Origin of the sequence: Shewanella sp. BJSY2023SW005, from assembly GCF_047314585.1 — a bacterium.
Classification (GTDB): Bacteria; Pseudomonadota; Gammaproteobacteria; order Enterobacterales; family Shewanellaceae; genus Shewanella; species Shewanella algae.
On sequence record NZ_JBKORJ010000023.1, the window covers coordinates 39005 to 54241 of the forward strand.

The 15237-nt window shown below is 54.6% G+C and carries 14 protein-coding genes; 10 read left to right on the forward strand and 4 right to left on the reverse strand.

Translation table 11 applies throughout. The annotated features are described in order from the left end of the window. The first annotated feature begins 1 nt into the window (after position 1). Genes ACMHXI_RS06355 through murA form a run of 4 tightly spaced genes read left to right on the forward strand, consistent with a single transcriptional unit; the run spans position 2 to position 2476 of the window. Positions 2–658, forward strand: coding sequence for a phospholipid-binding protein MlaC (locus ACMHXI_RS06355; RefSeq protein WP_025888616.1), 657 nt, complete (start codon positions 2–4; stop codon positions 656–658). Further along, entirely contained in the window at positions 655–942 is a 288-nt protein-coding gene (locus ACMHXI_RS06360; RefSeq protein ID WP_028779512.1) for a lipid asymmetry maintenance protein MlaB, read from the forward strand. The genes ACMHXI_RS06355 and ACMHXI_RS06360 overlap by 4 nt, the downstream gene beginning before the upstream one ends. A 7-nt stretch (positions 943–949) precedes the next feature. Next, positions 950–1207 carry a BolA family protein gene (locus tag ACMHXI_RS06365; RefSeq protein ID WP_025012084.1) on the forward strand — a complete coding sequence of 86 codons (258 nt, stop codon included), beginning with the start codon at positions 950–952 and terminating at the stop codon, positions 1205–1207. 9 nt (positions 1208–1216) lie between these two features. Next, the gene (gene murA, locus ACMHXI_RS06370) at positions 1217–2476 is read left to right on the forward strand and encodes a UDP-N-acetylglucosamine 1-carboxyvinyltransferase (RefSeq protein ID WP_028779511.1); all 1260 of its coding nucleotides are present in this window, start codon (positions 1217–1219) and stop codon (positions 2474–2476) included. A 364-nt stretch (positions 2477–2840) separates the two neighbouring features. Here murA and ACMHXI_RS06375 read toward each other — a convergent pair whose 3' ends face one another. The 4 genes from ACMHXI_RS06375 to ACMHXI_RS06390 all read right to left on the reverse strand — a co-directional run bounded on the left by ACMHXI_RS06375 (position 2841) and on the right by ACMHXI_RS06390 (position 8851). Next, positions 2841–3404, reverse strand: coding sequence for an imm11 family protein (locus ACMHXI_RS06375; protein ID WP_139190674.1), 564 nt, complete (start codon positions 3402–3404; stop codon positions 2841–2843). 73 nt (positions 3405–3477) lie between these two features. Beyond that, positions 3478–5151 (reverse strand): hypothetical protein, encoded by a 1674-nt coding sequence (locus tag ACMHXI_RS06380; RefSeq protein ID WP_071237371.1) that lies wholly within the window; start codon positions 5149–5151, stop codon positions 3478–3480. Between the two features lie 12 nt (positions 5152–5163). Continuing rightward, positions 5164–7515, reverse strand: coding sequence for a PEGA domain-containing protein (locus ACMHXI_RS06385; RefSeq protein ID WP_071237370.1), 2352 nt, complete (start codon positions 7513–7515; stop codon positions 5164–5166). Between the two features lie 10 nt (positions 7516–7525). Next, positions 7526–8851: a glycerophosphodiester phosphodiesterase gene (locus ACMHXI_RS06390; protein WP_254774470.1), complete on the reverse strand. Its 1326-nt coding sequence runs from the start codon at positions 8849–8851 to the stop codon at positions 7526–7528. Positions 8852–9307: 456 nt separating this feature from the next. On the opposite strand from ACMHXI_RS06390, the gene ACMHXI_RS06395 reads away from it, so the two are divergent. The 6 genes from ACMHXI_RS06395 to ACMHXI_RS06420 all read left to right on the forward strand — a co-directional run bounded on the left by ACMHXI_RS06395 (position 9308) and on the right by ACMHXI_RS06420 (position 15152). Beyond that, positions 9308–10072 carry a cobalamin-binding protein gene (locus ACMHXI_RS06395; RefSeq protein WP_208143116.1) on the forward strand — a complete coding sequence of 255 codons (765 nt, stop codon included), beginning with the start codon at positions 9308–9310 and terminating at the stop codon, positions 10070–10072. A gap of 268 nt (positions 10073–10340) precedes the next feature. After that, on the forward strand, positions 10341–11603 hold the full coding sequence (locus ACMHXI_RS06400) for an efflux RND transporter periplasmic adaptor subunit (RefSeq protein WP_025008866.1): 1263 nt from the start codon (positions 10341–10343) through the stop codon (positions 11601–11603). A gap of 10 nt (positions 11604–11613) precedes the next feature. After that, positions 11614–11862 (forward strand): hypothetical protein, encoded by a 249-nt coding sequence (locus tag ACMHXI_RS06405; RefSeq protein ID WP_345881537.1) that lies wholly within the window; start codon positions 11614–11616, stop codon positions 11860–11862. 35 nt (positions 11863–11897) lie between these two features. Then, on the forward strand, positions 11898–12620 hold the full coding sequence (locus ACMHXI_RS06410) for an ABC transporter ATP-binding protein (RefSeq protein WP_028779504.1): 723 nt from the start codon (positions 11898–11900) through the stop codon (positions 12618–12620). Between the two features lie 11 nt (positions 12621–12631). After that, entirely contained in the window at positions 12632–13942 is a 1311-nt protein-coding gene (locus tag ACMHXI_RS06415) for an ABC transporter permease (RefSeq protein WP_096141017.1), read from the forward strand. A gap of 10 nt (positions 13943–13952) precedes the next feature. Continuing rightward, on the forward strand, positions 13953–15152 hold the full coding sequence (locus ACMHXI_RS06420) for an ABC transporter permease (protein ID WP_208143102.1): 1200 nt from the start codon (positions 13953–13955) through the stop codon (positions 15150–15152). Positions 15153–15237 lie beyond the last annotated feature (85 nt).

Here is a 15237-nt window from a genome sequence, read left to right on the forward strand (position 1 = left end):
GATGTTTAAAGGGATAATCCGTAATCTGTTGGCCGTCGCCTGTCTGGCGTCTGCAACTGTGGCACAGGCGGCCGATATCGATACCAGCAACCCTTATATCATGGTGGAGCAGGTTGCCGACAAGACATTCGATCGCTTCCATCAGGACAAGAGCATCATCGACAGCAATCCGGATCACCTCAAGGTGATTGTTCAAGAGGAGCTGATGCCTTATGTGGATTACAAGTACGCGGCTTACAAGGTGATGGGCCAATACCTGCAGCAAACCACCAAAGAGCAGCGTGATGCCTTTGTTGATGCTTTTGAGGGCTACCTGGTTTCCACCTATGCCCAGGCTTTTACCGAGTACACCAATCAGAAAGTGGAATTTGGCCGCGCCATCGACTTCAGCCAGGAAAAGATAGTCGAGGTGAATGTACAGATCATTGAAGCGGGTCGTCCGCCCATCAAATTGCAGTTCAAGGCGCGTCGTTTGAAGGACGACAGCTGGAAGGCCTTCGACCTGGTTGCCGAAGGTGTCAGCCTGCTGGCCTCCAAGCAATCGGAAGTCACTACACTCATTCGTCAAAAGGGCATAGATGCCGTGATTGAGATGCTTAAAGAGCGTACTCAGGCTCACGTGGATCCCAATGGCCCTAAAGGCAAGGATGCGCTATGAAGCTGGAGCCACAGGGCGATAGCTGCAAATTGAGCGGGCGTTTGACTCAAGAAGAGGTCGCCCGCTTGTGGAAGACGCGCAAGACACTGCTGCCGGATGATGTGCGCCGGTTGGAACTCAGCGAGCTGACATACTCGGACAGTGCCGGCATGGCGTTTCTAATGGAGCTTGTCAGTCTCAGAAAGGGGGAGCTGACCCTGGCTTCTCCCTCGCCACAGGTGCGTAAGTTGATCGCCCTGTATGATTTGGATGCCTTCTTTACCACAGAGGGCCAAACTAGGTAAGTTTCCAATGGATACCAAAGAGATAGAACAAATATTAAAGGATTCACTCTCGTTGACGGAAGTTTATGTCAGCGCCGAAGGCAGCCATTTCAAGATAGTGGCCGTGGGTGAATGTTTCGATGGCATGAGCCGTATCAAGCAGCAGCAGGCCATCTATGCGCCCCTGATGGACAAGATCACCAGTGGTGAGATGCACGCGCTCAGTATCAAGACTTTTACGCCTACCCAGTGGCAGCGTGAAAAAATCTTCAACATGCCAGCCTAGAGTATCAATGTGGATAAACTGAAAATTCAGGCAAGCGGTGCGCTTGCCGGTAATGTGGTGATCTCCGGCGCCAAGAATGCTGCCCTGCCTATCCTGATGGCCGGGGTGCTGGCCGAATCGGAGTTTCTGGTTTCCAATGTGCCCAACCTGAGGGACGTCAGCACCAGCTGTAAGCTGCTACGCTGTCTCGGCGCCGACGTCACCGAACTGGGGCAGGGCCAGATACGTATCGATGCCAGCGGTATCAATGAGTTTTGCGCCCCTTATGATCTGGTGAAAACCATGCGCGCCTCAATTCTGATCCTGGGGCCTTTGCTGGCACGTTTCGGTAAGGCGGATGTGTCTCTGCCGGGGGGCTGCGCCATAGGAGCCCGGCCGGTGAACCTGCACCTGCATGGCCTCGAGCTGATGGGCGCCAAGATAGAAGTCGATGAAGGCTATATCAAGGCACGGGTCGATGGTCGCCTCAAGGGCGCGCATATCTTCATGGATATGGTCAGTGTTGGTGCCACAGAGAATCTGCTGATGGCCGCGGCCTTGGCCGACGGTGAAACCGTGATTGAAAACGCCGCCCGCGAACCCGAAGTAGTGGACCTGGCCAAGTGCCTTATCGCCATGGGGGCCAAGATTGAGGGCGCCGGAACCGCCACCATACGGATTCAGGGAGTGGAGAAGCTCAATGGTTGCCGTTATCGTGTGATGCCGGACAGAATTGAGACGGGCTCGTTCCTGGTGGCTGCAGCCGTGACCCGTGGCCGGATCCGTTGTCTGGATGCCGATCCCGGCTCGCTGGAGGCTGTGCTGGCCAAGCTGGAAGATGCCGGCGCCGAAATCCTTACCGGCAGCGACTGGATAGCCCTGGACATGAAGGGCAAGCGTCCCAAGTCAGTCAATATCAAGACTCTGCCTTATCCCGGTTTCCCGACCGATATGCAGGCGCAGTTCTGTGTGCTCAATGCTCTGGCAGAAGGCACAGGCACTATCACGGAAACCATCTTTGAGAACCGCTTTATGCATGTGCCTGAGTTGAACCGTATGGGCGCCAATATGGAGCTGGAAGGCAATACCTGTATCATTCACGGTATTGAGCAGCTCAATGGTGCTCAGGTGATGGCGACTGATCTGCGGGCGTCGGCCAGTTTGGTGATTGCCGGACTGATGGCCGAAGGCACCACAGTGGTGGACCGTATCTATCATCTGGATCGGGGCTATGAGCATATCGAAGATAAGTTCAAGGGCCTAGGCGGTTCGGTAGAGCGTATCTCCTAACCCGATTGCTCGGTCAGTAAAAAACCACCATGAGGGTAATGCCGATCAGTTAAGACAGATAGCTTGAGGATTTAACTGAAAGGATCAAAATCCGATGACTCCATGTCATCGGATTTTTTTATGCAACTTTCAGAAACTTTGGCGCGTACTCATATCAATCGTCTTACCTAGTGCTGTCACGCAAGCGGCTGGGCTCTGATGTTGTTCAGTATGTGGAAGCGAAGTGCCGAGACTTCATGAGAGAGTAGAGCACTCATATTGGCGTGGACTCAACTTCTATGGGGCGATGGTATCGTGTGGCGATAGAGTTGATCGCTCAAACGGGACTGAGTTCCCTTCCCGTGATCTATTATTTGGAACTAAGTTATTTAGGTGCCTCTTCAGATGTATCAAATGAGAATGCCACAATGCTGGTGTTTATCCTCCCTTCCTCGTCCAGGCGTATGAGGGCTTCCAGTAGTTCAATAGAGAAGAATGTTTTCGTCATTCCTATCGGTTTGAATACATGTCTTGTACTTTCGGGAAGTTTGTTGATTTTTTCAGCCGATAAGAAAAACCGGGTGGTAGCGTTGGTTATTTTGATGCTGTTTTCGGTATCGACGGCATCCACCAAGTTGTCTACTGCCAGTATATAACGATCGGATAAAACCCCTGTGCCGGCGCAGGTTAACTTGGAGGGATAGACTTCGACCCCGTAAGGGTCAAAGCTCATTATTAATTCGGCTATCTCCTTGGTAACATTAAAAGCGCCCCCTCTGATTAAGTCCAACGCTTCAATATCGAGGATATCAGTGTCCTGCCATACAATCTCATTCAGACAACTTGTTGGGATAAAATCATTGTCATCATAAAGTGACGAGCGAATATCGACCGCACTAAATAATGATTCCCCTTCATTCATGTCTTCGTTTATATAGGCTACTTGCATTCTCAATTCTCTACATTTTTCTCTGGGGCAAAAAAGCCACCTCGTGAGGTGGCTTGGGGAGTATAAACCGGCGTTAGCCCATACGTTTAAGCTTTTCCTTCAACTCTGGGATGGCGCGGGTAAAACCGTCGATATGGTCGGTCAGGCGTGACAGCAGTTTACGCTTACGCTCTTGGTTACGCCGACCATAAAGTAGGGTCCAAACCAGCAGTACTGCACTGACCATGATAAACACCACCAGGGTCAGGTTGTGTCTAAAGAAGGAGGTACTGTAGATGGGATCCAGCAGCGGGAAGTAGAGCATATCGAACAGCGGATACCAGATATGATCCGGGCCCCAGAAGTTGAAGACCAAGGCGGCAATCGCCAACAAGATCCAGGTGCCTGCGCCGTTGAGCTTGCCGTATTGCTGGAAAGATGTGTTGTTATAACGTTTGCTCTTGGTCAGGTTATAGGCGTACTCACGGTTATAGTCATCAACGCCCAATTTGGCCCTTGAGCTGGCGTAAATCATCCAATCGCCCACATCCAGATCCCCCAACAGATCTTCGCCGAAGCGCATCTCCCGCACTTCACCATCGGCCAGTTGCAGCAAGACTTCGCCATCAACGTTGGAGCTGCGGCTGCGATGGCTGCTGGTTTCAGTGTCTGTGGTGCTGTGGGAGAATCTGTTACCCACATAATGGTCTGTGGTGGTGGTTTTAGTGGTGGTGACCGTGAAGTCATCGACACTGGCGCTGGCACTTCTGTCGAGCACTTTGCCCATGATACAGGAGACGCTGACTTCACCCTTTTCATCGCCAGCCAAGACATGCTTGTGCAGATAGGGCTCACGGTAACTCAGGCTGTATTGCCGCATCATGGCCTCTTCCTCATCGCGGACGCTGAGGCTGTTGGCGGCCGTTGCCGGTGCCTGCTGCTGCGAGCTGCCGCACTGAACACAGTAGCCGTGCTCGCCGTCGATGCGACTCTGGCATTTGAAGCAGAAAATATCCGAGTCTTTTCTCGGCCGCTGGGCGATATGGTAGCCCAGCACTTCTTGGGTGACAGACAACAGGCGTTTCATCGCCAGTTGCAGCGCCTCGTAGCGGCGCAGTTCCCTGGTGTGTTTCTTCTGGTTGCGCTGACGCTCCAGAATGAAACATACCACAGACAGAACCACGGCCACCCCGATAGCGATTTCTGTGGGTTGCTTGGCACCAAAGTACAGCAACAAGGCGCTGGCAATCCCCAGCAGCAGCCACCAGAAGGCGCTGGATTGGCTACCCGGCTCATAGTCGGGCACTATGGTGGAGCGTTGACCGTCGGCTTCATGACTGATAGCGGCCGGAGCCATATGGTTATGGCTGACCAGGCGTTTGGCGTCTTTACCTTCGATGCGGTAATTCAGGGTGTAGTCTGTCGGATAAAACAAGGTCAGCACATCGCCGCGGCGAAGCTGGTCGTAGAACTTGTTCTCAGCGTTGACACTGACCCGCTCTATGTTGCCGTCCTTGTCTTCCAGCTCAAGCCACCAGTAGCTGTAGGTGAGGTTATTGCCACTGTCTACCCGGCGCCGCTTGTAGAGGAAACTGGAGTTGACCCGGCCGGTGAAGGTCCTGGCGCCGGAATAGTGGGGTTTGAGATCTTTTAGGATCTCAGGGGCGACATCCTTAATATTCTTCAGTTTGGGCTGCTCAGGCAGGGACTCTCCGCAGTGACCGCAGAAGTTTTCCTTGGCATAAATGGGTTGATTGCAATGGTGCATTCAGTTTCCTTGTCAATTGGGTAAAAGACGGATTGTCAGTGTTTGTTCGCCGCCATTCAGGCTGTGCCATTTGCGGTAGGTCTGATAACCGGGGGCGCTTACCTGCACATCGTAGTTGCCCGGTTTAAGCCGGATCCCCGGGTGATACTTGGGGCCGATGTTCATGATCCTGATATTTGCGTTGTTCACATTGGTTTCGACCTTGAGGCGTGTCTCGGTCGGTGCCAGCTCGCTGGCCTTGAGTGGCGTTGGAGTGCTCTTGTGCAGCAAGTCTATCTTGGCCAGTGAATGCGCCAGTGGCGAGAAGGCCTGATAGATACCCGTGTGTTGCTCAAAGCTCAGCCCCAAAGGATGCAGCAGCGGCTGGGCGTGCAGTGTCCAGCGCAGGGCGTAGGCAAAGCCGATATTGCCGGACTGTTCCACCTTGGTGAGGAAGTAGTTCACCGGGCTGGTATCATCCTGGGTGTAGCGGTTTTGCACCAAAAGCACCGGCAAGGTCAGCAGCAACAGGGGTGGCAACAGCTTAGCGGTCAATGCCAGCCAGCGGCGTTTGCCGGACTTGGCACTTTCATTGGCATTCTCATCTATGCCGATACTGTCTTCGCTGGCATTTGCTTGACTCGTGCCGGGCCGGAACAGCTGCAGCGTCTTCAGCGGCAGTTTGATAAAGGTCATACAGATCAAAAACAGGCTGAGTGACATGGAGATGGGCGGAATAATCACAGATCGCAGCGCCTGCTTGCCTTGCTCGGCATAGCGTCCGCCATCGGCAAATTCACGTTCCGACTCGGCCAGCATCTGCAGGTAACTCTGGGTACGCTTCTGGATGTTGGGATCCAGCACATGGCGTTTGAAGTTGGCCTGGTTCCAGTCGGCGCGGACGTTCGGCACATAGAGATCGCCCATGCGAGCGGCTATCTTGCGTTGGATCTGCGGATGCAACTGGAAGGCGTTCCAACTTAAATTGATGGGCAAGTCCAAACCGCGTTTACGCATCTCGCTCTGCCAGCGGGCATCGGCTTCGGCCTTAACCGTCTTGGCCACGCTTTGACTAAACAGCGGACGATTGCTGATATGCCAGCTGTCCGGCAGTTTCAGCCCCTTGGCCTTGAGGGCCCGGCGCAGTTTCACCTGAGTCACAGGATGCACCCTGAAGTCGGCCAGTGACGCTATGTTGAACGGATAGCCGGTTTCCTTTTCAAACATCGCCTGGAACTTGGGATGGGCCAAGAACAGGCGCTGGTAATGATCCGGATCGTCTGTGTACTTGTAGCGCTTGTCCTTAAGACCGCCATCGCCACCTGTAGCCAGGCTCAGCGCCTGCATGGCGGTGCCGACACCGGCGGTCATCACTCCGAACAGGGCGCTGGACAACAGGTTTTCGCCTGCGCTGATGTCTTCGACTATCAACCAGTAGTTGGGATCTATGTAGCCGAGCCCTGCCTTGGAGATCATTGTCTTGTAGCGGGCGTTTTCCCGTTCTATACATTGATAGCGACGTTCTTTCTGGGACGACTTCTTGTAGCGTTCCTGGCAGCGGTTGGTATCTTCATGGTAGGCGAAGATCTTGGGGCCATATTCCTGGGCCCTGGCACCGGCCTTGGCCACATGGGCCTTTTGCGCCTGTCGATACTTGCCCCATCCCTGATTGACCTCCTGCTCTATGTTCTGCCAGTAACCCATCTCCCGCTCCGGGATCCCGGCCAGGGTCTGGTTGTAGCGGTTGGAGCCTTCGGCATAACTGCGATAGCTGGCCGACAGTTCATCATAGAGTTGACCAAAGTCGTGATAGTGCTGGTCAAAGTCGCGATAGGCCCGCTTTTGCACGAAGTTGTGAATGATCTTCTGCTTGTAATCATCCAGGTTGTCGGTGAGGTTGTGGTCGGCATAGGCCAGGCCGCCGAACAGGGCCAGAAAGGTCAGGTTTTCAGAGCTGTGCAGCTCTTTGGGGTCGTAGTTGAGACCTTCGACTTCGACCGCGTTAACCGCCAGGGCATCACGCAGCGCCGCGCTGTAGGCCGCGTATTGACGCTGCTCCGGGGTAGAGGGTTCAATCAGCCATTGTTCTATCAGGTATTTTTGACCGAAAAACACGCTGGGCCAGACGCACAAGGTGAGCAGCAACAAGGTCAGGCTGCCTCTCAGGCCGGTTTTGAACAGCCGCGCCGGCAAGAGATCGGCCAGCAGCAGGGTCACACCTATCCCGGAAATGGTGCGGCCGTAAATCTCCAGGTGTTCGAGTTGCTCGGGCTTGGGTGTGCCCAAGCCCACCAAAGAAACCAGTTGGGCGTTGAAGATGGCCTCTGGGATCAGATAGGCGGCGCTCAGCAGCAGGAAAAAGACCCGCCAGGACAGTTTTTTCATCCTTGGTTCCTCACTGCTGCTCGCTGCGGCGCAGCTCTATTTTCACTGCGTCATCTGCGGTGAGGTCTACTTGGGTCTGGTTTTCTCTGGGGCCGGCCTGGGTTTTCATGATCACAGGAACAAAGCCGTCGCCAGACTCGGACTGGGACGCCTTGCCTTTATTGGCCACAGCGCCTGTCTTGAAGGACTTCAGTTTGCCATCCACCGCCGGATACAGGCCGTTGGGCCAGTAGGTTTCCAGCAAAGAGAGCTTGGAGAGATCCAGGTCCTTGGGCAGCGTGGCCAGCTTGCGGGTCAGCTCAGTGCTGCCTTGATAAGGCAGCATGGGCGGCAGGGCGAAGCGGCTGCAAAAGCCATAGAGACTGTCGTCGATAATCACAGAGTCGGGCAGTTGACTGCGCTTGAGTCCCAGCAGGCTCTGTTCGTGGTAATCATGACCATTGATGGTATAGCTGGCCACAGGAATGCCGCGGTTATGGGCCACCGATTTGAACCCAGAGGCGTTTTGCCGATAGTGGCGTATGTCCAGGGCGATACCGAAGTTGGACTTGAGCGCCTTTTTCAGCTTATTGAGTCCGGCCGAGGAGTCATAACGCTTTTCCCGGTAGCGGCGGTTGGCGTAACCCTGAATATCCTCGAGCATGGATTGATTACGCAAAAAGATGGGGTCTTGACCTGCGCCGCGTTTCATATCGGCCGCCAGTTTGTTCATCGAGGCCTTGGCCGGGCTCTGGATAAAGGACAGGAATACAGCGTCGTTTATCTGCCTCATTTTTTTGAGGTTTTCCAGCTCCAGACTGCTGTAGAAGTAGCGACCCTGGCCTATGATACTGAAGGCCAGATAGTCGAGCATCTCCAGATCCCGGCTGCCGGCACGACTCTTGATCTCAATATTCAGCTTCTGTCCGCTATGGGCATAGCGACTGAACACCTGCGCCAGTTGGCGAAAGTTGGGCGGTACCGTATCTGTGAGTGCGCCGGTTTGCATGTCCCGCTGGCGCAGATAGCCCCACTCTTTCTCATAGCGAATCGACTCTATCTTGCGGCGCTTATTGTCTATGGTGCCGGTTTCACGTCCGGTACGGCCATCGTGATGAATGACCCAGACATCATCCCGGGTCAGGCGCACATCGATTTCAATCACATCGAACTGGTTATCCAGGGCATCTATGACGGCTTCCAGCGAGTTTTCCGGAAAACGTATCGAGCCTCTGTGGGCCTGAAGCTCCAGGTTGCTGCACTGCCTGGCCCCCAGATAATTGATGTTATCCAGTGGTGACAAAGTAAAGCCTCTGGCGTTGAAGGCTTGTTCCAATGCCAGTTTCTGCGGATCCACGGGTTGAGGTTCTGGGGCGGATGGAGTGCTTTTACAGCCGCCAAGCAGGCCGAAACAGCAAAATATCAGGACGAAAAAGAGACGCACAGGGGTTCCTTGGTGCTCTATAAGTATTTATAAATTAAGGGTATTAAAATTAATTATTTACTCTCGGTCAACCTGTAATGCCAATGTTTAACAAGTTTTACTTGTGCTGTCTCAAAACTGAACATTGGCTGACTTTTAATTGGTCAAATCATCCGCTTTTTTGCGGACGCAGAACCTGGGATGCGCGTTTTACTCACAACTTGCTTGAGGTATGCTTGAAGCACAATTGTGAATAACCAAGGAAACCAGGTGAACCGACTGATACTCTGCCTGCTTTGCAGTTTGGCTCTGAGCCCTGTCGCCCAGGCCAAGTCGCCCGACAAAGCAGTCAACAAGGGGGGCAACAAAAGCGTCAGTGCCAGGCCGGCTATGCGCATAGTGGCGCTTTCTCCCCATGCGGTGGAGATGCTGTTTGCCATAGGCGCGGGTGAACAGATAGTGGCCACCACAGACTATGCTGATTTCCCCGAGGCCGCCAAGGCCATTCCCCGTATAGGCGGTTACTACGGCATACAGATAGAAAGAGTGATAGAGCTGAATCCGGATCTGGTGGTGGTCTGGGACACGGGCAACCGCAGCGAAGATATAGAACAGTTGACCAAGCTTGGGTATCGCATTTACGGCAGTGACCCCAAGACCCTGGAAGGCATTGCCGAAGAGCTGGAACAGCTAGGGCGTCTCACCGGTCACAGACAGCAGGCCGGGGAAGTGGCTGCCGACTACCGGCAGCAATTGGCAACTTTGCGCCGGGAGAATGCCGCCAAGCCGGAGATCAAGGTGTTCTATCAACTCTGGTCCGAGCCTTTGATGACAGTGGCCCAGGACAGCTGGATCCAGCAGTTGTTGGAAGTCTGCCATGGCAACAACGTCTTCAAGGACAGCAGCTCTCCCTATCCGCAGGTAAGCATGGAAAATGTGCTTCTCAGTCAACCCGAGGTGATCATCAAGACAGATGAAAAGGGCGATGGCAAGCGGTTGGACTGGAGCCAATGGCAGGAGATCCCTGCGGTGAAAATGGAACAAATCTACACACTTAACGCCGATATTCTGCACCGGGCAACTCCAAGGGCGCTGGAAGGTGTTGAGGCCATCTGCAAGGTGCTCGACAAGGCCCGCGAAGGGCAGCGGCTATGACAATCATCATCCCGGCTTCGGCGCCAGTCTGGTAATCCTGCTGCAGGCTAGGCGTTTTAAGCCCGTCCTCTATTTATTCATCTGTTACTAAGTGTCCGCCTGGCGGACACTTTTGCAAAAAGCGGACTGTATCCGCTTGTCCGCGGACACAAATAAAATCTCCACTGCTTTCCAACCAATTGATAACTATGACTATCTAAACTTGGCACAAGCTTTGTAAACCTAGTTGCAACAAGATGGTCACAAGCTCAATTGAGGAACAAACGGGATGATTAAGGATACCAGCGGACAAGACAAGCAAGTGGCGCCGAGTTTAGCGCGTCGCCTCAAGTGGCCGGCTACCCTGGGCGCGGCAGTATTGTTGCTGTCGGGCCTGGTGTGGGCCAGTGTCAGTGGCAGCGGTGTCAGTGAATCCATAGATCGCAGTGAGCTGCGCTTCGCCACTCTGGAGCGCGGCACTCTGACTCGGGATATCGCCACTACAGGCAAGATAGTCGCCGCCAACGCACCAATCCTCTACAGCCCGGAAGGCGGTACTGTGACTCTGATAGCCAATCCGGGGGACAGGGTCGAGCAGGGCCAGGTGGTCGCGACCATTGAAAGCCACAGCCTGACCAACAGCCTCAAGCAGCAGCAGGCCCTGCTCGACGGGATGAAGAGTGCCCTGGAACGGGCCAAGTTGGACGCCAGACGTAATCAACTCAAGGCGAATCAGACACTGGATATGGCCAAGGTGGATCTGGAGGCCGCAGACAGGGAGAGCCGCCGCGGCGATCAACTGATCGAAACCAGCCTGATCTCCAAGATAGATTACGAGAAGAGCAAGGATGAGTTGCACAAGGCCAAGCTGCAGTATGCCCATGCCCAGCAGGAAGCCGCACTGATGAAAGACACCTTGACCTTTGAGCTGCAAAACAAGGCGGCCGAGGTCAATCGTCAGGCACTGGTGGTAGCCGAGTTGGAACGTCAGGTGGCAGCACTGAACATCACAGCCCCTGTTGGCGGCATCATAGGTAACTGGCTGACGGAACAAAAAGCCCGTATCGCCCAGAGCCAGCCGATCCTGACCGTAGTGGACTTGAGTGCCTTCGAGGCTGAGTTGGCAGTGCCGGAAACCTACGCCGATGAACTGGGGCTGGGGATGGATGTGGAACTCAACTTCGGCGGCGTGATGGTGATGGGCAAGTTGGCCTCCATCTCCCCCGAAGTACGTAACCGCGAAGTCTCTACCCGGGTCCGGTTCCAGCAGGATACCGCTTTGCACCTGAGGCAGAATCAGCGCCTGTCGGCCAGGGTCTTGTTGGAAAACCGTGCCGATGTACTGATGGTCAAGCGCGGCGCCTTCGTGAACAGTGGCGGTGGCCGCCTGGTGTACCGTCTCCAGGGGGATATTGCCGAGCGCACCGAGATCAAACTCGGCGCCCGCAGCATGAGCCATATCGAGGTGCTGGAAGGCGGCGAGGTGGGAGATCAATGGGTGATTTCCAATATCGATCTGTTCAATGACGCCGAGCAAGTGCTGGTTCGCTGAGGAGAGAAGAATGAAAACCGAAAACTTCAACACCGAACGTCTGGTGGCGGCCCTGGCTCTTATGCTGTTGCTGGTGGCGACTCTGATCTATACCCGAGATACCTCGGACTGGTTCCTGCTGGGACTCAATCTTATCGAAGCCACCACAGTCAACTCTGTGTCGGCCGAGCCGGGGCAAGTTGCCGATGTCAGCCATACCGCGATGGCGCCGGGCCAGTGGCTTGGACAATACCTGTCTGCCCTGACGAAACTAAAATAACTCACCGAATAACGCAAAAATAAGGAACTAAAACCATGTTAACCATGAAAAATATCAACAAGGTGTTCAAAACGGATTTAGTGGAAACCCATGCGTTACGGGATTTCAATCTGTCGGTGCAAGAGGGGGAATTTGTTGCCGTGACCGGACCGTCGGGCTCGGGTAAAACCACCTTTCTCAATATCGCAGGTCTGCTCGAAGGCTTTACCCATGGCGAGTATTTTCTCGATGATGTCAATATCTCCAACCTGAGCGACAACAAGGCCGCGGCCATTCGTAATGAGAAAATTGGCTTTATTTTTCAGGGTTTTAATCTTATCCCTGACTTGAATCTGGCGGAGAATGTTGAAGTACCACTGCGTTATCGCGGCTTTGGTGCCAAGGAGCGCCAGAAGCGGGTGAAGCAGGCGCTGGAGCAGGTGGGCCTGGGGGCGAGGATGAAGCATCTGCCCTCACAACTCTCGGGTGGTCAGCAGCAGCGGGTGGCCATCGCCCGCGCTTTGGCCGGGGAGCCGAGATTCCTGCTCGCCGACGAACCTACGGGTAACCTGGACAGCCTGATGGCCCGCCAGGTGATGGAACTGCTGGAGGAGATCAACAAGGCCGGCACGACCATCATCATGGTGACCCATGACCCGGAGCTGGCCCGCCGCGCCCAGCGCAATATCCAGATAGTGGATGGTCAGGTGTGTGACTTCAGCCGTTATCAAACCGAACAGGCGCCGCAGCTGGATGTGGCCGAACAAGTGGCCAGCTAAGGAGCGCGAACATGTTTATTTACTATGTTGACCTGGCCTGGCGCAGCATCAAAAAGACGCCGATATTGTCGCTGTTGATGGTGTTGGCCATCTCAGTGGGGATAGGGATCACCATCACCACGCTGAACGTGTACAGCATGATGTCCTTCAACCCGGCCGGGGATCGCGCCGAGCAACTCAACACAGTGCAGCTGTGGAGCCAGGGACCCGATTCCTGGGATGAGTTTCACTCGCTGATCACTTTTCAGGATGCCATGAATCTGCGTAAGGGGGATCTTCCCAAATCGCAGGCCGCCATGTTCCGCAGTGGTATGGCGGTGCAAACGGATGACCCTGAAGTTCTACCCATGTTGCAGGGCGTCAGGGTGACAGATCGCGGCTTCTTCCCGCTGTTCGAAGTGCCTTTTCTCTATGGCAACGTTTGGGACAAATCAGTGGACGAGCAAGCGGCCTATCAAGTGGTTATCGGCAGAAAGCTGAACCAGAAGCTGTTTGGCGGCGAGAACAGCGTCGGCAAGACTGTCTATCTCAACCGCAAACCCTTTCAGGTGGTGGGCGTGATAGCCGACTGGAACCCTCAGCCCAAGTATTACGATCCTACCAGCGGCGCCTTTGCCAGTGCCGAGCAAGTGTATATTCCGTTTTCGCTGGCCGCCCATGAAGAGTTTCCGGTTTGGGGAAATGTCTCAGGTTGGAAGTATGAGCGTCTGGACAACTATCAGGACAGACTGGTTTCAGAGAAAGTCTGGCTCGAGTACTGGGTCGATCTGCCAAGCGCAGAAGACAGAGCCGCCTATAAGAACTTCCTCGCTCAGTATGTCGAGCAGCAAAAAGAACTGGGGCGCTTTACCGATGGCAAGTCTCCCTCTGAGTCGGCGCAGCTGTCCGATGTAGACGCCTGGCTGGAGAAAAATCACGTAGTGCCCGAGGACAATAAAATTCTGGTGGGGCTGAGCATACTGTTTCTCAGTGTTTGCCTGGTCAATATTCTGGGGTTGATGCTGACCAAGTTCCTTAAGCGAGCCCCCGAGGTTGGCGTGCGCCGCGCCATTGGGGCCAGCCGCGGGCAGATTTTCTCTCAATACATGGTAGAGGTGGGCGTGATCGGGCTGTTGGGTGGCTTTCTCGGCCTCGCCTGGGCCTGGGGAGCACTCTATAGCCTGTCGGCGCGCTTCGGGGTTGCCGAAGGGCTGACGCACCTGTCTTTGAGTATGTGGTTTATCACCCCCGGGATAGCGGTAGGTACCGCCATGTTGGCGGGTCTTTATCCGGCTTGGGTTGTGTGCCGCACTAAACCAAGCGTTTACCTCAAGAGCCAGTAAGGGATTGACTATGCTAAATATTAAACCGGTTTTCAGCAGCCTGATGCGCAGCAAGAGCGGCCCGATACTACTGCTGATGCAGATCATCTTGTCGGTGGCCATAGTCGCCAATGCCAGCTTTATTATCCATGAACGTTTGACCATGATGCAGCGTGATTCCGGGATTGCCGAGCAGGAGATCCTGGCCTTTACCGTCTACAACTTCGACCCCAATATAGATACCAAGCTGCAGAACAAGGTCGACCAGCAGATCCTCCGCCGCCTGCCCAATGTCGTCGCGGCGACGTCCACCAATATGTTGCCGCTCAGTGGCAGTGGCTGGTCCACCACGCTGAATCTGGGGCCGGATCCGGAAACGTCCAAGACGACGCCCCAGCTTGCCATGTACCTGGGGACAGAGCACACCCTGGAAACCTTGGGGGTCAAGTTGGTGGATGGGCGTAACTTCTACGCCAACGAGATCAATGATGATGTTAACGGCAGCAATAAGCTGGTGATCATCAGCAAGGCGCTGGCCGATGAGGTTTGGCGCAGCGAGTCCGCCGTGGGCAAGACCCTCTGGGCCGATAGGGACGAGAATGTCACTGTGATAGGTGTGGTCGACAAACTGCAGGGTGCCTGGGTGGACAGCAAAGATCTCGAGTACAGCCTGATCCAGAACGTCGATTACACCGGGCATTTCTACATGGTGCGGGCGCCGAGCGAGCATCACAAGGCGTTGAAAGAGCAGATCCTCGAGGCCTTGATGAAGGAAAACCCCAATCGGGTGATCGATGATTTCCAATCTATCCAGGAAGTAAAGCAAAGCTCCTATCGTGACCACGAGCTCATGGTCAGCGTGCTGTCCATGATGGTGATTTTGCTGCTGCTGATCACCAGTTTAGGCCTGACAGGTATGGTGATGTTCAACATTCAGCGCCGCACCAAACAGATTGGCACCCGGCGGGCCTTGGGGGCCACCAAGGCCGATATCCTGAGTCTGTTTCTGACGGAAAACTACCTTATCTGTATCGCCGGAGGGCTGTTGGGGGCTTGTCTTGCCGTGGTGTTGGGGCAACAACTGATGCAGCACTATGACCTGCCACAGCTCGACCTCATCTATCCGCTGCTGACAGTGGTGGGTATGTTGCTGGTGACTACAGTGGCTGTGGTCTTGCCTGCCCGCAGGGCGGCGAATATCTCACCGGCAATGGCGACCCGCAGCGTCTGATCTGCCTGCCGCCCATTCGAGTCGACGGCATGGCTCATGCAGTTTGGCTCGCGTTGGCGGCAGCTTTAGGGTAGTTTTACCCATA